The organism is Streptomyces toxytricini, from assembly GCF_014649915.1.
Classification (GTDB): Bacteria; Actinomycetota; Actinomycetes; order Streptomycetales; family Streptomycetaceae; genus Streptomyces; species Streptomyces toxytricini.
In genome coordinates this window covers 133,694-153,413 of record NZ_BMTY01000006.1, presented here as the reverse complement: position 1 = coordinate 153,413, position 19,720 = coordinate 133,694, and the positions used below count along the sequence as shown (strand labels likewise).

Annotated in this window: 17 protein-coding genes and 1 tRNA gene; 4 read left to right on the top strand and 14 right to left on the bottom strand. The window is 72.7% G+C overall.

What is annotated here, in order from left to right; all coding sequences use genetic code 11:
• Positions 1-114: 114 nt before the first annotated feature.
• Positions 115-1,782: an alkaline phosphatase D family protein gene (locus IE170_RS09650; RefSeq protein ID WP_189808890.1), complete on the top strand. Its 1,668-nt coding sequence runs from the start codon at positions 115-117 to the stop codon at positions 1,780-1,782.
• Positions 1,783-1,970: 188 nt separating this feature from the next.
• A complete protein-coding gene (locus IE170_RS09645; protein WP_229884664.1) occupies positions 1,971-2,960 on the top strand; it encodes a zinc metalloprotease in 990 nt (329 codons plus the stop codon).
• 76 nt (positions 2,961-3,036) lie between these two features.
• On the opposite strand, the gene IE170_RS09640 is transcribed toward IE170_RS09645, so the two are convergent.
• Positions 3,037-3,606: a dienelactone hydrolase family protein gene (locus tag IE170_RS09640; RefSeq protein ID WP_125547343.1), complete on the bottom strand. Its 570-nt coding sequence runs from the start codon at positions 3,604-3,606 to the stop codon at positions 3,037-3,039.
• Positions 3,607-3,657: 51 nt separating this feature from the next.
• Here IE170_RS09640 and IE170_RS09635 point away from each other — a divergent pair, with 51 nt between their 5' ends.
• Positions 3,658-4,755, top strand: coding sequence for a mechanosensitive ion channel family protein (locus tag IE170_RS09635; RefSeq protein ID WP_223857105.1), 1,098 nt, complete (start codon positions 3,658-3,660; stop codon positions 4,753-4,755).
• A gap of 18 nt (positions 4,756-4,773) precedes the next feature.
• On the opposite strand, the gene IE170_RS09630 is transcribed toward IE170_RS09635, so the two are convergent.
• The 5 genes from IE170_RS09630 to IE170_RS09610 all read right to left on the bottom strand — a co-directional run bounded on the left by IE170_RS09630 (position 4,774) and on the right by IE170_RS09610 (position 9,420).
• Positions 4,774-6,366 carry a Na+/H+ antiporter gene (locus tag IE170_RS09630; RefSeq protein WP_189808888.1) on the bottom strand — a complete coding sequence of 531 codons (1,593 nt, stop codon included), beginning with the start codon at positions 6,364-6,366 and terminating at the stop codon, positions 4,774-4,776.
• 39 nt (positions 6,367-6,405) lie between these two features.
• Positions 6,406-6,930 carry a GNAT family N-acetyltransferase gene (locus tag IE170_RS09625; protein ID WP_373298963.1) on the bottom strand — a complete coding sequence of 175 codons (525 nt, stop codon included), beginning with the start codon at positions 6,928-6,930 and terminating at the stop codon, positions 6,406-6,408.
• Positions 6,927-7,868, bottom strand: coding sequence for an RluA family pseudouridine synthase (locus IE170_RS09620; RefSeq protein WP_125547351.1), 942 nt, complete (start codon positions 7,866-7,868; stop codon positions 6,927-6,929). Before IE170_RS09620 ends, IE170_RS09625 begins: the two co-directional genes overlap by 4 nt.
• A gap of 44 nt (positions 7,869-7,912) precedes the next feature.
• Positions 7,913-8,473, bottom strand: coding sequence for a signal peptidase II (lspA, locus tag IE170_RS09615; RefSeq protein WP_189808887.1), 561 nt, complete (start codon positions 8,471-8,473; stop codon positions 7,913-7,915).
• A 140-nt stretch (positions 8,474-8,613) separates the two neighbouring features.
• The gene (locus tag IE170_RS09610; protein ID WP_189808886.1) at positions 8,614-9,420 is read right to left on the bottom strand and encodes a TraR/DksA family transcriptional regulator; all 807 of its coding nucleotides are present in this window, start codon (positions 9,418-9,420) and stop codon (positions 8,614-8,616) included.
• A 582-nt stretch (positions 9,421-10,002) separates the two neighbouring features.
• Between IE170_RS09610 and ileS the strand changes: the two genes are divergently transcribed.
• Positions 10,003-13,149, top strand: a complete 3,147-nt coding sequence (gene ileS / locus IE170_RS09605) for an isoleucine--tRNA ligase (protein ID WP_189808885.1) — start codon at positions 10,003-10,005, stop codon at positions 13,147-13,149.
• Between the two features lie 71 nt (positions 13,150-13,220).
• Here the strand turns inward: ileS and IE170_RS09600 are convergent.
• The 8 genes from IE170_RS09600 to IE170_RS09565 all read right to left on the bottom strand — a co-directional run bounded on the left by IE170_RS09600 (position 13,221) and on the right by IE170_RS09565 (position 19,454).
• Positions 13,221-13,293: transfer RNA gene (locus tag IE170_RS09600), tRNA-Ala, on the bottom strand.
• Positions 13,294-13,419: 126 nt separating this feature from the next.
• Positions 13,420-14,589, bottom strand: coding sequence for a DivIVA domain-containing protein (locus IE170_RS09595; protein WP_114057189.1), 1,170 nt, complete (start codon positions 14,587-14,589; stop codon positions 13,420-13,422).
• An 82-nt stretch (positions 14,590-14,671) separates the two neighbouring features.
• The gene (locus tag IE170_RS09590) at positions 14,672-14,968 is read right to left on the bottom strand and encodes a YggT family protein (protein WP_030155988.1); all 297 of its coding nucleotides are present in this window, start codon (positions 14,966-14,968) and stop codon (positions 14,672-14,674) included.
• A 60-nt stretch (positions 14,969-15,028) separates the two neighbouring features.
• Entirely contained in the window at positions 15,029-15,637 is a 609-nt protein-coding gene (locus IE170_RS09585; RefSeq protein WP_189808884.1) for a cell division protein SepF, read from the bottom strand.
• A 151-nt stretch (positions 15,638-15,788) separates the two neighbouring features.
• Positions 15,789-16,508: a YggS family pyridoxal phosphate-dependent enzyme gene (locus IE170_RS09580; RefSeq protein ID WP_189808883.1), complete on the bottom strand. Its 720-nt coding sequence runs from the start codon at positions 16,506-16,508 to the stop codon at positions 15,789-15,791.
• Positions 16,509-16,511: 3 nt separating this feature from the next.
• Positions 16,512-17,243, bottom strand: coding sequence for a peptidoglycan editing factor PgeF (pgeF, locus tag IE170_RS09575; RefSeq protein ID WP_189808882.1), 732 nt, complete (start codon positions 17,241-17,243; stop codon positions 16,512-16,514).
• Entirely contained in the window at positions 17,240-18,448 is a 1,209-nt protein-coding gene (gene ftsZ, locus IE170_RS09570; protein ID WP_189808881.1) for a cell division protein FtsZ, read from the bottom strand. The genes pgeF and ftsZ overlap by 4 nt, the downstream gene beginning before the upstream one ends.
• A gap of 280 nt (positions 18,449-18,728) precedes the next feature.
• Positions 18,729-19,454, bottom strand: coding sequence for a cell division protein FtsQ/DivIB (locus IE170_RS09565; protein WP_189809019.1), 726 nt, complete (start codon positions 19,452-19,454; stop codon positions 18,729-18,731).
• Positions 19,455-19,720: the final 266 nt, after the last annotated feature.

Below are 19,720 nucleotides of genomic sequence, written 5' to 3'. Positions count from 1 at the left end.
CGGCGGGCACGCCCACGCTCCCTTCCAACGGGCGGGCGGACTCCTGGAGTTCGCCCGCCCGTTGCCGTCCGAGGTGTGTACTCACGGTAATACCCGTTAGTAATATGATGATCCGTGACCAGTCATCTCACCTCCCACACCGCGGCGGCAACTCCCCGCCGCCGTACGGTCGTCAAGGCGGCGGCGGCCACGGCCGCGCTCGCGCCGCTCGCGGCGGCCGCCCTGGGCGCCACGCCCGCCTCGGCCGCATCCGCCGGCCCCGCCTTCCTCCACGGCGTCGCCTCCGGCGACCCCCTCCCCGACGGCGTCCTGCTGTGGACCCGCGTCACCCCCGCCCCCGAGGCGGTGCCCGGCTCCGGCCTCGGCCCGGCCCTCCCGGTGGCCTGGGAGGTCGCCGAGGACAGGGCGTTCTCCCGCGTCGTGGCGAGCGGCACCGTCACCGCGACGGCCGCCGCCGACCACACCGTCAAGGCCGACGTCCGCGGACTGGCGCCGCAGACCGCCTACTTCTACCGGTTCACGGCCGGCTCCGCGGTCTCCGCGGTCGGGCGCACCCTGACCGCGCCCCGCCACGACGCCCGTACGGACGGGGTCCGCTTCGGCGTGGCCTCCTGCGCCAACTGGGAGTCCGGGTACTTCTCCGCCTACCGCCACCTGGCCGCCCGCACCGACCTGCAGGCGGTCCTGCACCTGGGCGACTACGTGTACGAGTACGCGAGCGGCGGCTACCCCGAGGCCAAGTACACCGTCCGCCCCCACGAGCCGCGGCACGAGATCACCACGCTCGCCGACTACCGCATCCGCCACGGCCGGTACAAGACGGACGCCGACCTCCAGGCCCTGCACGCGGCGCACCCCGTCATCGCGATCTGGGACGACCACGAGATCGCCAACGACGCCTGGTCGGGAGGCGCGGAGAACCACACGCCGGGCACCGAGGGGGACTGGGCGGCCCGCGCGGCCGCCGCCAAGCAGGCCTACTTCGAGTGGATGCCGGTGCGGCCCTCCACCGCGGGCACCGTCTACCGGCGTCTGCGCTTCGGCTCCCTCGCCGACCTGCACCTGCTCGACCTGCGCAGCTTCCGCTCCCAGCCGGTCAAGGTGGGCAGCGGCGCGGTGGACGACCCCGAGCGCACCATCACGGGGCGGGCGCAGCTGGACTGGCTGAAGGCGGGCCTCGCGTCCTCGGACGCCGCCTGGAAGCTCGTCGGGACCTCGGTCATGATCTCGCCGCTGGCGTTCGGCTCGCTGCCCGCGCACCTGCTGGCGCCGCTGGCGAAGCTCCTCGGCCTGCCGCAGGGCGGCCTCGCCATCAGCACGGACCAGTGGGACGGGTACACCGACGACCGCAAGGAGCTGCTGGCGCACCTGAGGGACCGGAACATCCGCAACACGGTGTTCCTGACGGGCGACATCCACATGGCCTTCGCCAACGACGTCCCGGTGAACGCGGCGACCTACCCGGGCTCGGGGACGGCCGCGACGGAGTTCGTCGTCACCTCGGTGACCTCGGACAACATCGACGACATGCTGCACGTGCCGGCGCACACGGCCTCCCTGGCGGCGGAGGCCGCCATCAAGGCGGCGAACTGGCACGTGAAGTGGCTGGACATGGACTCGCACGGGTACGGGGTGCTGGACGTGACGGCCGAGCGCTCGCAGATGGACTACTACGTCGTGTCCGACAAGCGCCGGCAGGACGCGGGGTCGTCCTGGACCCGCTCGTACCGGACCCTGAGCGGCACGCAGAAGGTGGAGCGGGCATGGAGCCCGGTCCGATGATCGTTTACTGACGGACCGTCAATTTTGCGGCGCCAGGGGGGTGCTTGGTTCAGACCAGGCACCCCTCACGCCTCACAAGCAACAAATCTTTTACACACAGGTCTTGTCACAGGCATGACATGGACACATAAGCTTCGCGCCAGCGTGAGGAAATCCCTCACCCCCCACCACGCTCGCGAGGAGTACACGTGCGCGCCTCTGCCCGCATATCCCCCAAGCTCCGCCGCCGCCTGCTGGTTCCGGCCGCCCTGGCCGGAGCCCTGGCGTTCTCCCCCGTCTCCGCCCCCGCCACGCTGGCCGCCGCCCCCACCGGCGCCGAGCAGTGTGCCGAGGAGGGCGCCGGCGCCCCCGCCGACGCCCGCGTCGCCCGGCCGCACGACAAGCATGCCGCCGAGCCCAACGAGGTGACGGAGGCCCAGGTCAAGGCCATGGACGCCGACCTGGCCAAGAAGCTCTCCCAGATGGGCCCGCAGCGCCAGATGCGCGCCGCCGAGGCGACCGCCGCCACGACCATCCCGGTCTACTTCCACGTCATCCACAGCGGCACCCAGGGCAAGCTGTCCGCCACGGACATCAACAACCAGCTCGCCGTCCTCAACGCCGCCTACAGCGGCCAGGGCACCGGGAACGTCAACGCCGGCTACCAGTTCCAGCTGGTCTCCACCGACTACACCGACAACGCCTCCTGGTACGGCGTCTCCCACGGCTCCCAGGCCGAGAAGGACATGAAGAACGCCCTGCGCAAGGGCGGTTCGAACGCGCTCAACGTCTACACCGCCAACCTCGGCGGCGGCCTGCTCGGCTGGGCGACCTTCCCGAGCTCCTACGCCTCGCAGCCGAAGATGGACGGCGTCGTCCTGCTCGACTCCTCGCTGCCGGGCGGCTCCGCGGCCAACTACAACGAGGGCGACACCGCCACCCACGAGGTCGGCCACTGGATGGGCCTGTACCACACCTTCCAGGGCGGCTGCAACGGAAGCGGTGACTCCGTCGCCGACACCCCGGCCGAGAAGAGCGCCGCGTACGAGTGCCCGACCGGCCGCGACAGCTGCGCCAGCAAGGCCGGCGCCGACCCGATCCACAACTTCATGGACTACACGTACGACTCCTGCATGTACCAGTTCACCGCCGGCCAGGTGGCCCGCATGAACAGCATGTGGATCGCCTACCGCGGCTGACCCGTCCGGTCACGCGCGAGGGGCGGGGCGCCGGTTCTCCCGGTGCCCCGCCCCTCGCCGCGTCCCGCCGCAGCCCCTACAGGCTGTCCAGGAAGCCGACCGCCGCCTTCCACGCCTGCTCCGCGGCCTCCGCGTCGTAGTCCTCCAGCCCCGGGTCGGTGAACAGGTGCCCGGCGCCCGGATAGCGGTGCACCTCGACGTCCGCGCCGGCCCGCTGCATCCGCAGGTACCAGGCCGTCAGCCAGTCGTGCGGCTCGAACGGGTCGGGGTCCGCCACGTGCAGCTGCACCGGCAGCCCGTCCACGGACGCGTCCTCCCCCAGGTCGGCCGTGCCGTGCAGGAGCAGCAGCCCCCGCGCCTTCTCGTCGGCCAGCGCCAGGTGCTGGGCGACGGACCCGCCGAAGGAGAAGCCCGCGTAGACCAGCCCGCGGTCGGAGTACGGGGCGGCCGCCGCCACGGCGCGCCGCAGCAGCTCGTCCCGGCCCACCTCGTCCCGGTGCGCCACGCCCTCCTCGACGGTCTCGAAGGTGCGCCCCTCGAACAGGTCCGGCACCTGCACCTCGTGGCCGGCCGCGCGCAGCCGCCCGGCCGCCTCGTGCACCGCGGGCCGCAGCCCGTACGTCGAATGGAAGAGCATGATGTCCATGCCACACATCGTGCCAGTTTCCGAGCGCGTGTTCCGGTTACGCGGAAGGCCATGGACACGGACACCCTTCTCCGGCCCCTCCTGTACGCCTGCGGCGCACTCGCCGCCACCCTGGCCGCCGGGTGGCTGCTCGACGTGCTGTTGCGCCGCGCCGCCGCCCGGCCCGGCGACACCCCGCTGTGGGTGATGCTGCGCCGCTGCCGCCGGCCGTTCCGGCTCGCACTGTGCGCGCTGCTGCTGCGCGGCTCCTACCGGCAGGCCGGGATCCTGCCCGACCACTCCCTCGCCGTGGGCCGCGCCCTGACCCTCGTGCTGATCGCCTCGACGGCCTGGCTGCTCACCGGCATCGCCACCGCCGTCGTGGACGCCGCGTACGCCCGCTACGCCGGCCGCACCTCCGACCAGGCCCGGGTCCGCCGGGTCCGCACCCAGGTCACGCTGATCCAGCGGGTGGTGATCGCCGCCGTGGTGGTGGTCGCCGCGGCCGCCATGCTGCTGACCTTCCCGGCCATGCGGGCCGTCGGCACCTCCGTCCTCGCCTCCGCGGGCCTCATCGGCATCGTCGCGGGCATCGCCGCCCAGTCCTCGCTGGGCAACCTCTTCGCCGGGCTCCAGATCGCCTTCGGCGACACCGTCCGCATCGGCGACACCGTCGTCGTGGACAGCGAGTGGGGCACCGTCGAGGAGATCACCCTGACCTTCCTGGTGGTCCGCACCTGGGACGAGCGGCGCATCACCATGCCCGTGTCGTACTTCACGGGCAAGCCGTACGAGAACTGGTCGCGCGGCGGCGCCGAGATGACCGGCACCGTCTTCTGGCACCTGGACCACAGCGCCCCCGTCGACGCCATGCGCCGGCAGCTCCGCCGGATCCTCGCCGAAGTCCCCGCATGGGACGGCCGGGCGTCCGACCTCGCCGTGACCGACACCACACCGCACACGATCGAGGTCCGCGCCGTGCTCACCGCGAAGGACGCCGGCGACCTTTGGACGGCCCGCTGCGCGGTCCGCGAGCGCATGCTCGCCTGGCTGGTGGAGCACCACCCGTACGCCCTGCCCCGCATCGCGACCGCCGCCGCCGTCCCGCCGCCCGCGGACCGGACCCGCGACGACGCCTCCGCCGCGGCGGGCGTCACCGCCCGCACCTGACCGCCGGCCGGACGGGCCCTACGGCGCCCGCAGGCTGCGGACGTCCAGGTGGAGCAGCACCCGGTCGACGACCTCCGGGTCCGCGCCGGGCTCGCTGCGCGCCGCCAGCACCTCGTGCCGGGCGGCTGACAGCATCTCCCGCTGGATGCGCCGCAGGTCGCGCAGCCGCCGCTCGCGCTGTGCGTACGCCTCGCGCCGCTCCTCGTCGACCATGTCGGGGCTGATGCGCGCCCCCAGCTCGTACGCCCGCCGGTACAGCTGCTCCACCAGGTCCTCCGGGAGGTCCTCGGCCTCCTCGATCTGCTTCAGCCGCCGCTTCGCCGCCTTCGCCGCGCGGATCGCCAGCTGCCGCTGCATCTCCTGGCCCGGCCCGGGGTCGGCCTCCACGCCGAGCCTGCGCACGAGCCACGGCAGCGTCAGCCCCTGGCACACCAGCGTGACGGTGACCACGGAGAAGGCGATGAAGACGATCTCGTCGCGCGCCGGGAACGGTCCCCCGCCCGCCACCGTCAGCGGGATCGCGAGGGCGAGCGCCACCGAGGCGACGCCGCGCATGCCCGCCCACCACATGACGACGCTCTCCCGCCAGCCGAGCGGGATCTCCTCGTCGACGTCGCGCCCGGTGTGCAGGCGCCGGGCGAGCCAGGCGGCGGGCAGCAGCCACAGCAGCCGGACCACGACGACCACCCCGACGACGGCGGCCGCCCAGCCGGCCATCTCCCCCTCGCGGCCGTGCGCGACGCCGAAGACGTTGTGCAGCTCCAGCCCGATCAGCCCGAACGCCACCCCCGTGACCAGCGTGTCCACGATCTCCCAGAAGGTGTGCCCGGCCAGCCGGCCCAGCACGTCGTCCGCGTCGCCCGCGTACTCGGCGAGGAAGAGCGCGGTGGTCAGCACGGCGAGCACGCCCGAGCCGTGGAGCTCCTCGGCGAGGACGTACGCGACGAACGGCACCAGCAGCGTCAGCCCGATCCGCAGGGTGGCGTCCCCGAGCCGCCCCATCAGGACGTTCGAGGCCCAGCCCAGCCCGAGGCCGACGGCGACCGCCACCACGGCGGACAGGACGAACTCCCCGAGCGCCTCCGGCCAGGAGAAGCTCCCGCTGACGGCGGCGGCCACGGCCACGTGGTAGAGGACGATCGCGGTGACGTCGTTGAACAGCCCCTCGCCCTCCAGGATCGACACCAGCCGCCGGGGCAGCCCGAGCGACCCGGCGACGGCGGTCGCGGCGACCGGGTCGGGCGGCGCGACCAGCGCGCCGAGGGCGACCGCGGCGGCGATCGGCAGCCCGGGGACGACGGCGTGCGCGACGGCGGCCACGGCGGCGGTGGTGACGAAGACCAGGGCCACCGCGAGCAGCAGGATCGGCCGGACGTTCGCCGCGAACTGCCGCCAGGAGGTGCGCTGCGCGGAGGCGTACAGCAGGGGCGGCAGCACCAGCGGCAGGATGTACTCGGGCGGGATGTCGACGTTCGGGACGGCGGGCACGAGGGCGAGCACGGCCCCGGCCAGCGTCATCAGAACGGGCGCCGGAAGCCCCAACCGGTCCCCGAGGGGCACCGAGACGACCGCCCCGAGCAGCAGCACGAACAGCAGGGCAAGCTGATCCACTCCCCCACCCTGCCAGCCCGCCTCCCGGGGTGCGGGTATTTAGGCGTCCCCGGCGTCCCGGGCGTCCCCGGCGTCCAGCGTGCGCCGCATCGCGCGGTGGGTGATGCCCGCCTCCTCGTACGCGGGGCCGTACGGCTCGTAGCCGAGCCGCTCGTAGAAGCCGAGGGCGTGGACCTGGGCGCCGAGGGTGAGCGCGGTCAGGCCGAGCCGGGCGGCCTCCGCCTCGATCGCCCGGACCAGCGCCGCCCCGACGCCGAGGCCGCGGGCGGGCGCGGCGACGGCGAGGCGGCCGAGCGCGCCGGCCGCCGGGTCGCCGGTCTTGCCGAGGGCGGCCGGGCCGTGCAGCAGCCGGCCGGTGCCGAGCGGGGTCCCGTCGGCCGCGACGGCCAGGACGTGGACCGCCTCCGCGTCGTAGGCGTCGTACTCGACGGACTCCGGTACGGACTGCTCGACGACGAACACCTCGGTCCGCAGCGCGAAGCAGGCCCTCAGGTCCTCCGGCGAGACGGCGCGCCGGACGGTGTACGGGGCGGGCGGCGCGGCGGGGTCCGGCACGTCCGTCACTCGCTCTCGGCGCGGATCACGTCCAGGGCGTGCCGGAGGTCCGCCGGGTAGCCGCTCTCGAACTCCACCCACTGCCCGTCGGCGGGGTGCTCGAACCCGAGGCGCACGGCGTGCAGCCACTGGCGGGTCAGCTTCAGCCGCTTCGCGATGGTCGGGTCGGCCCCGTAGGTGAGGTCGCCGACGCAGGGGTGCCGGTGGGCGGACATGTGGACGCGGATCTGGTGGGTGCGCCCGGTCTCCAGCTTGATGTCGAGCAGGGAGGCGGCGCGGAAGGCCTCGATCAGGTCGTAGTGGGTGACCGACGGCTTGCCGTCCTGGGTCACGGCCCACTTGTAGTCGGCGCTGGGGTGCCGGCCGATGGGGGCGTCGATGGTGCCGCTCATCGGGTCGGGGTGTCCCTGGACGAGGGCGTGGTAGCGCTTGTCGACGACGCGCTCGCGGAACTGGTTCTTCAGCGAGGTGTAGGCGCGCTCGGACTTGGCGACCGCCATGAGGCCGGACGTGCCGACGTCGAGGCGGTGCACGATGCCCTGGCGCTCGGCTGCGCCGGAGGTGGAGATGCGGTAGCCGGCGGCGGCGAGGCCGCCGATGACGGTGGTGCCGGTCCAGCCGGGGCTCGGGTGGGCGGCGACGCCGACCGGCTTCATGACGACCACGACGTCGTCGTCGTCGTGGATGATCTCCATGCCGGGGACGGGCTCGGCCACGACCTCCACCGGGCGCGGCGGGGCGGGCATCTCGACTTCGAGCCAGGCGCCGCCGTGGACGCGCTCGGACTTCCCGACGACGCTGCCGTCGACCGAGACCTTCCCCGCGGCGGCGAGCTCGGCGGCCTTCGTCCGGGAGAAGCCGAACATACGGGAGATGGCGGCGTCGACGCGCTCGCCTTCGAGGCCGTCGGGTACGGGCAGGGTGCGGATCTCGGGAATCGTACTCACCCGTCGAGTATGCCGGACTCGGCGGACCCCCGGATCCGGCCCCGTCAGTCCTTGTGGACCGTGCCGTCCGGGTCGAGCCCCCGGAAGGACAGCAGGACGATCAGGATGCCGCCGCAGACGATCGCCGTGTCGGCGAGGTTGAAGACGGCGAAGTGGGCGGGCGCGATGAAGTCGACGACGGCGCCGCGGAACACGCCCGGCGAGCGGAAGATCCGGTCGGTGAGGTTGCCCAGCGCCCCGCCGAGCAGCAGGCCGAGCGCGATGGCCCACGGCAGGCTGTACAGCTTGCGGGCAAGGCGGACGATCACGACGATCACGGAGGCGGCGATCACCGTGAAGAGGATCGTGAAGGCCTCGCCGAAGCCGAAGGCCGCGCCGGGGTTGCGGACGGCCTCGAACCGCAGCAGGTCGCCGATGATCCGGATGGGCGGCTGGTGCTCCAGCTTCGCCACGACGGCCATCTTGGTGCCCAGGTCGAGCAGGTAGGCGATGACCGCGACGACGAGCAGCGCCGCGATCCTCCGGCGCCCCCTGGGCGCCTCGGGCTCGGGCTGGGCTTCGTCCCCGACCTCCGGCGTACCGATGATGCGCTCCGCCTCTGCCACGTGAGTCCCTCGAACTAGCTCGAACCGGTTCCCGCCAGGTTCCGGGGACCCTGACGAGACACGAGGGTACGTCAGGGTCCGCCGCCCGCGCCGCCCGGGACGGCTCCCCGAGGTGCGGAAGACCCGGTCCCGGAGCCCCTCTAGTGCCGCCGCTCCTGCTTCTGTTTGCAGTCCACGCACAGGGTGGCCCGCGGGAAGGCCTGCATGCGGGCCTTGCCGATGGGTTTGCCGCAGCTCTCGCACAGGCCGTAGGTGCCGGCGTCGAGGCGCTCCAGGGCGCGCTCGGTCTGCTCCAGCATCTCGCGGGCATTGGCGGCGAGGGCCATCTCGGACTCGCGGGTGATGTTCTTCGTGCCGGTGTCGGCCTGGTCGTCGCCGGCGCCGTCCCCGGAGTCCCGCATGAGGCCGGTGATCGCCTCGTCCGATGCGTGGAGCTCGTTGCGCAGCCGTACGACCTCGTCGGTCAGCCCGGTTCGGGCCTCGGCGACCTCGTCCTGCGTCCACGGGTCCTCGCCCGGCCGTACGGCGAGCTCGCCGGGGGCGGCGGGGGCCGCGGTGGTCCCCGCCGGCATCCCGCCGCCGACGGCGTCGGCCGTCTTCCTGGCCGTGCCGGTGCTCTTCTTGGCAACCACTTTCCGGGCTCCCGTCTGTTGCGCGGCCTGGGCCGCCCCCTCGGCCCCGGCCGGGGCGGCCGCGGCCTTCCTCGCGGTCGCGGCCGTCCTGCGGGCCGCGGCCGGCTTGCGGGCGGCCTTCCCGGCGCCCTCGGCGCCGGCTGCGGCGCCCGCCTCGGCAGCGGCCGTCTTCACGGCCGTCCGGGCGGCGCCTCCGTCCTTGCGGCCCGCGGCGGACGCCCGCCGCGGGGCTGCGGCCCCGGCTGCCGAAACCTTTCGGGCGGCCTTGCCGACAGCCTGCTCGGGAGGACTCCCGGCGGTCTTCTTCGCCACCATGGCCGCGGCCCCTTCACATACTGTGACCTTGCTCGCGAATCGTGCCGGAACGATAAATCGGCTCCTGTCCCGCGGCAACGGGGCACGCGTCCGTCGAGGCAAACCTGCATCCGTTGTGCCCAGCCGGGGCCCCGGTAATCCGCCCCGCCCGCCCCGCCGCCGCCCGCGCGGGCGCACCGGTCCGTTCGGGTCACTCGCCCCGCACGGGCGGGCGGCCCGCGCGGACACCGCAAAACCGGTCCGCCCCGCGGCGCCCCGCCCCGTACACTGGCCCCAGCGAAAGGCATGGACGGGGACGAGTAGCGTCGGACGCAGCCGTGAGCGACCCGGGGACGGTGAGAGCCCGGGGGCGAGCGCGACGCGAAGGATCACCCCTGAGCCGCCGGAAGAAAGCCGCCACGGCTCCGCGCGCGGAGTCCCGTACGGCAAGTAGAACCGGCTTCGCACCCCAATGAGGGGGCCGCCGGACCCGTCCGGAGGCCAAGGAGGGTGGTACCGCGGGAGCCCGTCCCCGCCGCGGGGGCGGCAGGCTCTCGTCCCTCCGGACGGAAGTGCAGACCGCCGGAGGAAGAGCCCAGCCCCATGACGACACCGCCCCAGTACCGCCCGGTACCCGCCCAGGTCGACCTGCCCGCCCTCGAACACGCCGTTCTCGACTTCTGGCGCGAGAACAAGACCTTCGCCAAGACCCTGGAGCAGTCCGAGGGCCGCCCGGAGTGGGTCTTCTACGAGGGCCCGCCGACCGCGAACGGCATGCCCGGCGCGCACCACATCGAGGCCCGCGTCTTCAAGGACGTCTTCCCCCGCTTCCGCACCATGCGCGGCTACCACGTCGCCCGCAAGGCCGGCTGGGACTGCCACGGCCTGCCCGTCGAGCTCGCCGTCGAGAAGGAGCTCGGCTTCAACGGCAAGCAGGACATCGAGGCGTACGGCATCGCAGAGTTCAACGCGAAGTGCCGCGAGTCCGTGACCCGGCACACCGACGCGTTCGCCGAGCTGACGACCCGCATGGGCTACTGGGTCGACCTGGACGAGGCGTACCGGACCATGGACCCCGAGTACGTGGAGTCCGTCTGGTGGTCGCTGAAGGAGATCTTCAAGAAGGGGCTGCTGGTCCAGGACCACCGCGTCGCCCCCTGGTGCCCTCGCTGCGGCACCGGCCTGTCCGACCACGAGCTTGCCCAGGGCTACGAGACGGTCGTCGACCCCTCCGTCTTCGTCCGCTTCCCGCTGGCCTCGGGCCCGCTCGCCGGCGAGGCGGCCCTCCTCGTGTGGACGACGACCCCCTGGACCCTGGTGTCCAACACCGCGGTGGCCGCCCACCCGGACGTGGAGTACGTCGTCGCGACCGACGGCACCGAGAAGCTGGTCGTCGCCCGCCCGCTGCTGGAGAAGGCCCTCGGTGAGGGCTGGGAGGCGACCGGGCAGTCCTTCACCGGCCGCGAGATGGAGCGCTGGGCGTACGAGCGCCCCTTCTCCCTCGTGGAGTTCCCCGAGCCGGCGCACTACGTCGTGAACGCCGAGTACGTCACCACCGAGGACGGCACCGGTCTCGTCCACCAGTCCCCCGCCTTCGGCGCCGACGACCTCGTGGTCTGCCGGGCGTACGGGTTGCCCGTGGTGAACCCGGTCCGCCCCGACGGCACCTTCGAGGAGGACGTCCCGCTGGTCGGCGGCGTCTTCTTCAAGAAGGCCGACGAGAAGCTGACGGCCGACCTCGACGCCCGCGGCCTGCTGTTCAAGCACATCGCCTACGAGCACAGCTACCCGCACTGCTGGCGCTGCCACACCGCGCTGCTCTACTACGCGCAGCCGTCCTGGTACATCCGCACCACCGCCGTCAAGGACGCGATGCTGCGGGAGAACGCGAAGACCAACTGGTTCCCGGAGTCGGTCAAGCAGGGCCGCTTCGGCGACTGGCTGAACAACAACATCGACTGGGCCCTGTCCCGCAACCGCTACTGGGGCACCCCGCTGCCGATCTGGCGCTGCGAGGACGGCCACCTGACGTGCGTCGGCTCGCGCGCCGAGCTGTCCGAGCTGTCCGGAGCCGACCACTCCGGCCTGGACCCGCACCGCCCGTACATCGACGACGTCACCTTCGCGTGCACCGCCGAGGGCTGCGCGCACACCGCGGTCCGCGTGCCGGAGGTCATCGACGCCTGGTACGACTCGGGTTCGATGCCGTTCGCGCAGTGGGGCTACCCGTACAAGAACAAGGAGGTCTTCGAGAAGCGCTACCCGGCGCAGTTCATCTCGGAGGCCATCGACCAGACCCGCGGCTGGTTCTACACGCTGATGGCGGTCGGCACCCTCGTGTTCGACAAGTCCTCGTACGAGAACGTGGTCTGCCTCGGCCACATCCTCGCCGAGGACGGCCGGAAGATGTCCAAGCACCTGGGCAACATCCTCCAGCCGATCCCGCTCATGGACCAGCACGGCGCCGACGCGGTCCGCTGGTTCATGGCCGCCGGCGGCTCCCCGTGGGCGGCCCGCCGCGTCGGCCACGGCACGATCCAGGAGGTCGTCCGCAAGACGCTCCTGACGTACTGGAACACCGTCGCCTTCCAGGCCCTGTACGCCCGCACCTCGAACTGGGCGCCTTCGGCGGCGGACCCGGCGCCGGCCGACCGCACGGTCCTGGACCGCTGGCTGCTGTCCGAGCTGAACGCGCTGGTGGCCGAGACCACCGAGGCGATGGAGGCGTACGACACGCAGCGTGCGGGCAAGCTGCTGTCGGCCTTCGTGGACGACCTGTCGAACTGGTACGTGCGCCGCTCGCGCCGCCGGTTCTGGCAGGGCAACGCGGCGGCGCTGCGCACCCTGCACGAGGTCGTCGAGACGGTCACGCGCCTGATGGCCCCGCTGACGCCGTTCATCACGGAGCGGGTGTGGCAGGACATGGTCGTCCCGGTCGCCCCGGACGCCCCGGAGTCCGTCCACCTGTCGACCTGGCCGGTCGCGGACGCGTCCGCCATCGACCCGGAGCTGTCCCGGCAGATGCAGCTGGTGCGGCGCCTGGTCGAGCTGGGCCGCGCCACGCGCGCCGAGTCGGGTGTGAAGACCCGCCAGCCGCTCTCGCGGGCGCTGGTGGCCGCGGCCGGCTTCGACGCGCTGTCGCCCGAACTGCAGGCGCAGATCACCGAGGAGCTGAACGTCTCCTCCCTGGCCTCCCTGTCCGAGGTCGGCGGCTCCCTGGTCGACACCACGGCGAAGGCGAACTTCCGGGCGCTCGGCAAGCGCTTCGGCAAGGGCGTCCAGGACGTCGCCAAGGCGGTCGCCGCGGCGGACGCGGCCGCGCTGTCGCTGGCGCTGCGCTCCGGCGAGGCCACGGTCGAGGTGAACGGCGAAACGGTCGTCCTCACCCCCGAGGAGGTCATCATCACGGAGACGCCGCGCGAGGGCTGGTCGGTCGCCTCGGACTCGGGCGCGACGGTCGCCCTGGACCTGGAGATCACGCCGGAGCTGCGGCTCGCGGGCCTGGCCCGTGACGCGATCCGCCTGATCCAGGAGGCCCGCAAGAACTCCGGCCTGGACGTCGCGGACCGGATCGCGCTGCGCTGGACCGCCGCCGACCCGGAGGTCGTGACGGCGCTGACCGGCCACGCGGACCTCATCGCCGAGGAGGTCCTGGCCACGGACTTCGCCGAGGGCGGGGCCGACGACACGTACGGGGAGGCGTTCACCGACGAGTCGCTGACGCTCTCCTTCCGCCTCCGCAAGGCGTAACGGCACCGGAACGGCGAACGGCGCCCTCCCCGCTCGGGGAGGGCGCCGTTTCCGTCGTCGGGGGCGCGCAGCGGGGCGGACCGGATTCGAACCGGCGTCCTCCCTCTTGCCGAGAAGGCGCGACGACCTCTGCGCTACCGCACCGCTGCGCGCGCGGACCACTGTAACGGCGGGCGCACGCACGCGAACGGGCCGGGCCCGGGTTCCGTGGGGAACCCGGGCCCGGCCCGTGCTGCTGACTGCCTGCCGGCCGCTTGGCGGCGGCCTACGTCAGTTGTCGTCCTCGTCGATGAGGAAGCCGCGCATCGGGGACGGCGCCTGCATGGGCGAGGGCCCTGCCGGCCGCACCGGAGCCATCGGCTGCGTCATGGCGGGGGACATCTGCTGCTGTCCGCCGTACGACGGTCCGCCCATCGGGGAGGGGCCGCCCATCGGGGACGGTCCGCCCATGCCCATGGCACCGGCCGGGGCCATCGACGGGGACGGCGACGCCGGCAGCGCGGGGCCCGCGGGGTTCCGCGGCGGGGCCAGGGAGTCGTCGGCCTGGGTCTCCAGCTGCCGCAGCTGGGACTCCAGGTAGGACTTCAGGCGCGTGCGGTACTCGCGCTCGAAGCCCCGCAGGTCCTCGACCTTGCGCTCCAGCGTGGCGCGGGCGGACTCCAGGGAGCCCATCGCGACGCGGTGCTTCTCCTGGGCGTCCCGCTCCAGCGCGTCGGCCTTGGCGCGGGCGTCGCGCTCCAGGCCCTCGGCGCGGCTGCGCGCCTCGCCGACGATCTTGTTGGCCTCGGAACGGGCCTCCGCGATGGCCTGGTCGGCGGTCTGCTGCGCCAGCGACAGGACGCGGGCGGCGCTGTCGCCGCCGGGGCCCTGCTGCGGAAGCTGCGGCTGCTGGCCCATGGGCTGCATCTGCTGGCCCATCGGCTGCATGGGCTGACCCATCGGCTGCATCTGCTGGCCCATGGGCTGCATCTGCTGGCCGAGCGGGTTCTGGCCGCCCATCGACTGCTGGCCCATCTGCTGCATCGGCTGGCCCATCGGCTGCATGGGGCCGCCCATCGGGCCGGGGCCGCCGGGGCCCTGCGGGCCGGGGCCGCCGGGACCGGCGGGAAGCTGCGGCTGGCCGCCCGGGAGCTGCGGCGGGCCCATCTGCGGCGGGCCCTGCTGGGCCGGCGGGCCGGATATGGCGGCGGGCACCGGGGCGCCGGGTCCGCGCTGGTCCTGGGGTTCGGGCTTGCGCATGCCCTGCTGCTGCTGGTTCTGCGCGGCGGCGCGCGTGGCCGCGGCCAGCTTCGCGCGCAGGTCCTCGTTCTCGCGCAGCAGGCGCGTCAGCTCGGCTTCGACCTCGTCGAGGAAGGCATCGACCTCGTCCTCGTCATAGCCTTCTCGGAGGCGGACGGTCGTGAACTGCTTGTTCCGCACGTCCTCGGGAGTCAGCGGCATGTCTTCTTCACCTCTACGTAGTCGTCGGCAGTCGGCAGGACCGTATCGGGACTGTCCCCGCGCTCGCGGGAAAGCTCATCGTTCACACGCTTCTCGCAGCGGTGCTCACGAAGCTGATGAGGATGTAAACGATGATCATCAGAACGAAGAAGGACAGGTCCAGTGCCACGCCCCCGAGACGCAACGGCGGAATGAACCGCCGGAGAAGCTTGAGCGGCGGATCGGTCACAGTGTAGGTCGCCTCCAGGACGACCACCATCGCCTTGCCGGGTGTCCATGAACGTGCGAACTGGAAGACGTAGTCCATCACCAGCCGGAAGATCAGCACGATGAGGAAGCACATCAGAGCGATGTAGACCACCTGTAGTGCGACACCCATCCCGTGCTTCCCTCTCCCCTGCTTCCGCTCTGTTCCCGGCCCCGTGTCTGACGGATCGGTCTAGCTTTGGTTGAAGAACCCGCCCTCCGCGATGCGGGCCTTGTCCTCCGCCGTGACATCGACGTTAGCAGGCGAGAGCAGGAACACCTTCTGTGTCACTCGTTCAATGCTGCCGTGCAATCCGAACACGAGACCGGCGGCAAAGTCGACAAGTCGCTTCGCGTCGGTGTCGTCCATCTCCGTGAGGTTCATGATCACCGGGGTGCCCTCACGGAAGTGTTCCCCGATGGTACGGGCCTCGTTGTAGGTCCGGGGGTGCAGCGTCGTGATGCGGTACGGCTCCCGCTCGGAGACGACCTTGGGCATGATCACGGGGGCGTTCTTCTCCAGGTTCGTGCGTTCAGGTGTGATGGATGCCACGGGGGCGATTCGCGCAGGACGTCCGCTTTCCACCGGGGACGGGACGGGTTCCCGTTGCGCCGGAGGCTGTACGGCTCGTACCGGTTCGTCCGCTACGGGCGGTTGGTGCACGGGCTGCTGGCGCCGGCGGTCCCGCTCCGGTTCCGGCTCGGGTTCGAACTCGTCATCGGGGTCGTACCCCGGGTTGTCGTACCGGTCGTCCTCCACGAGGCCGAGGTAGACCGCCATCTTGCGCATCGCGCCGGCCATTCTCCGAGTCCTCCGCTCTGTGGTGGATCGCCCTGTCGCAGGTGTGTCGTCGTGTCACCAAGGTCACCAACTGCCCGCGATCCACGTGGCCTGCCCGCTCACCAGCGGGAATGACCATATTTTCTGCTGTGGTCCGACTTTCTTCGCGACGTTACCCGAGCCGGGGTCTCGCGCCGAGTACCGCGGTGCCGACGCGTACATGTGTCGCACCGGCCGCCACGGCCTCTTCCAGGTCCGCGCTCATCCCGGCCGACACCATCGTGGCAGCCGGATGGTCTGCGCGCAGGCGGGATGACAATTCCACCAGCCGCTCGAAGGCGGCGCGTTCGCGTCCCGCGTAGGCGCCCGCCAGCGGCGCGACGGTCATCAGGCCGTCGATCCGCAGTCCGGGCGCCGCGGCCACGAGGTCCGCCAGTTCGCCGAGCTGTTCGGGGGCCGCACCGCCGCGGCCGCCGCGCTCGCCGGACTCCGCGTCGAGGGCGACCTGGACGAGGCAGCCGAGCTCCCGGCCGGCCTGTTCGGCCGCCGCCGACAGGGCGGTCACCAGCTTCGGGCGGTCGACCGACTGCACGACATGGGCGTAACCGGCAACGGAACGGACTTTGTTCGTCTGCAACTGGCCCACGAAGTGCCAGGTGAGGGGCAGATCCGCACAGGCCGCCGCCTTGGGCGCGGCATCCTGGTCCCGGTTCTCCGCCACGTGGCGGACCCCGAGCTCCGCCAGCAGTCGTACGTCGCTCGCGGGGTACGTCTTGGTGACCACGATGAGGGTCACCTCCCCGCGGTCGCGGCCCGCGGCCGCGCAGGCGGAGGAGATCCGCTCCTCCACGCGCGCGAGGTTCGCCGCGAGTTCCGCCTTACGATCCGTCATCACCTAGTCCAACCAGACATATCCGGCAAGCCGCCCGGTCACCCGGTCGCGGCGGTACGAGAAGTGGTCCCGCGACTCCAGTGTGCAGACCGGGGAGCGGTGGCGGTTCACCACCCCCGCCTCCGCGAGCTGGGCGTGCACGCCGGCGGCCACGTCGACGGCGGGAGTGCCCCAGCTCGTCTCGGACCGGGCGGCCGGGACCGCGGCCGCGACCTCGTCCCGCATCGCGGCAGGCACCTCGTAGCAGCGGCCGCAGACCGCCGGGCCTGTGCGGGCGATGATCCGCCCGGGCTCCGCGCCCAGAGCGGCCATCGCCTCCAGCACCGCGGGCACCACCCCGGCGACCAGGCCGGGGCGGCCGGCGTGGGCGGCGGCCGCGACCCCGGCGACGGGGTCGGCGAGCAGGACGGGGGTGCAGTCCGCGGTCAGCACCGCGAGGGCGAGGCCCCGGCGGTCGGTGACCACGGCGTCGACCTGCGGGATCTCGGCGCCGGCGGGCCAGGGGCCGGTGACGGTGGCCACGTCCCGGCCGTGGACCTGGTTCATCCAGACCACGGATTCCGGTTCGAGGCCGAGGGACTTCGCCGCGACCGCCCGGTTCGCCAGAACGGCGGCCGGGTCGTCTCCGACCGCGCCGCCGAGATTGAGCTCCTCGTACGGAACGGCGCTCACCCCGCCCCACCGGTCGGTGAAGGCGAAGTGGGCGCCGTTCTCGGTGTGCTGCCCCGGTGTCACTTCAAGAAGTCCGGGACGTCCAGCTCCTCGGCCGGGCTGTCCTGGTAGGGGCGGGCCGTCGGGACCTGCGTCGCGGGGGCCGGCGGCTCGGGCGCGGGGGCCGGCTCGACCGGGGCCGGGGGCTCCTCGCGCGGGGTGACCGTGCCGAGTCCGCCGAAGGCCGGGCGGACCGGCTCGGGGGCGCGGGCGGGGACCGGTGCGGGCTCCTCGCGCTTGGTGGACGCGGCACCGATGACGTTGTCGCGGCGGGCCGGCGGCTGGCCGCCGTCGAAGCCGGCGGCGATGACGGTGACGCGCACCTCGTCGCCGAGGGCGTCGTCGATGACGGCGCCGAAGATGATGTTCGCCTCGGGGTGGGCGGCCTCGCTGACCAGCTGGGCGGCCTCGTTGATCTCGAAGAGGCCGAGGTCCGAGCCGCCGGAGATGGACAGCAGGACGCCGCGGGCGCCGTCGATGGACGCCTCCAGCAGCGGGGAGGAGATCGCCATCTCGGCGGCCGCCACGGCGCGGTCGTCGCCGCGGGCCGAGCCGATGCCCATGAGGGCGGAGCCGGCCTCGGACATCACGGACTTGACGTCGGCGAAGTCGAGGTTGATGAGCCCGGGGGTGGTGATGAGGTCGGTGATGCCCTGGACACCGGAGAGCAGGACCTGGTCGGCCGACTTGAAGGCGTCGAGCACCGAGACCTGGCGGTCCGAAATGGACAGCAGCCGGTCGTTGGGGATGACGATGAGGGTGTCGACCTCTTCGCGGAGCTCGGCGATGCCGTCCTCCGCCTGGTTCGCGCGGCGCCGCCCCTCGAAGGTGAACGGGCGGGTGACGACGCCGATCGTCAGGGCGCCGAGCGAGCGCGCGATGTTGGCGACGACGGGGGCGCCGCCGGTGCCGGTGCCGCCGCCCTCGCCGGCGGTGACGAAGACCATGTCGGCCCCCTTGAGGACCTCCTCGATCTCCTCGCGGTGGTCCTCTGCCGCCTTGCGGCCGACAGCCGGGTTGGCTCCGGCGCCGAGCCCCCGGGTGAGTTCGCGGCCGACGTCCAGCTTGACGTCGGCGTCGCTCATCAACAGGGCCTGTGCGTCCGTGTTGATGGCGATGAACTCGACGCCCTTGAGACCGACCTCGATCATTCGGTTGATGGCATTGACACCACCGCCGCCGACACCGATGACCTTGATGACTGCGAGGTAGTTCTGCGGTGCTGCCACGTCGAAGGCCTCTCGCCTCGAGTTACGTGTCGCCGCCTCGCGGGCCTGCGGTGCGACGACTGATGCCGAAATGTGGGACGGTCCGTACGCGCCGACCCGAACCCTAACCCTGAAGTTTAGGGTTAAGTATGTGCCTGTTCCCTGGACTCTTCCGAACAGGACACTAAGTCGACAAGTAGCGCGTGTTCAACGAACACGCCGAACCTCCCGTTTTTCTTTTCACCCTATGTGATCACCCGTATCGGTGGCCAACCAGGGTGCGCCGCTGTTCGATCCGGCGTCAACTCCCGGACACGGCAGGGGCCGTGGGGACGCTGACGTCGAAGTGCCCCGCCTTGGGCGCGGCCTTGAGCAGGGCGTTCAGCGCACGGCCCTTCGCCGCCCCCTGCTCGCCGCTCCCCCACACCACCTTCCGCCCGCCGGTCAGCTCCAGCACGACCGAGTCGTACGAGGCGACCTTGACCTGCACGGTGTCCTTCGCGACGGGCGCCGGCAGGTCCCCGGCGACCCCCACCGCCTCGCGCAGCAGCCGCTCCTCGTCGAAGCGGCGGCCGCTCGGCGAGCGGGAGGCGTCGAGGGCGAGGAGGGGGACGCCGGCCGGTGCTTTCGCAACCGTGTCGAAGCGCACACCCGAAGCGTCCACTTCCACGAAGTTGGCGTCCTTTTTGATGAGCAGGACGGGTTTGCGCTCCGTCACTTCCAGACCGATTCCGCGCGGCCAGGACCGTTCCACTTCGACCGAATCGACGCGGGGCAGCCGGGCCCGTACGCGGCGTTCGATCTCGCCGGTGTCCACGCTCGCGAGCGGGGCGCCGACGGGCACGGCCGCCGCGGCCAGGACCTGCTCGGCCGTCAGCACCCGGGTGCCGGCGGCGGTGACCTCCTCGACGCGGAACCAGGAGGAGCCGTACAGCACCCAGCAGGCGCCGCCGGCGAGGAGCGCCGCCGCGGAGCCGAAGGCGAGCAGCCGGCCCCGGCCGCGCAGCCGCCCGGCCAGGCGCCGCATCCGGGGCCCGGGACCGGCCGGCCCGCCGCCCGCCCCCGCCGGCTTCGGCCGCCCCGACGGCGCGGACGCCTTCGCGGGCTTGGGCGCCTTCGCGGGCTTGGGCGCCTTCGGGGGCTTCGCGGGCTTGGCCGCCTTGGGCGGCTTGGGCGCCTTCGGCTGCTTCGGCCGGGCGGGCCGTGCCGGCTGCTCGGACGGCTTCGGCACCTTCGGCCGCGCGGGCCGCTCGGGCGCCTCGGACGTTCCGGACGCCCCGGCGGGGCCGGAAC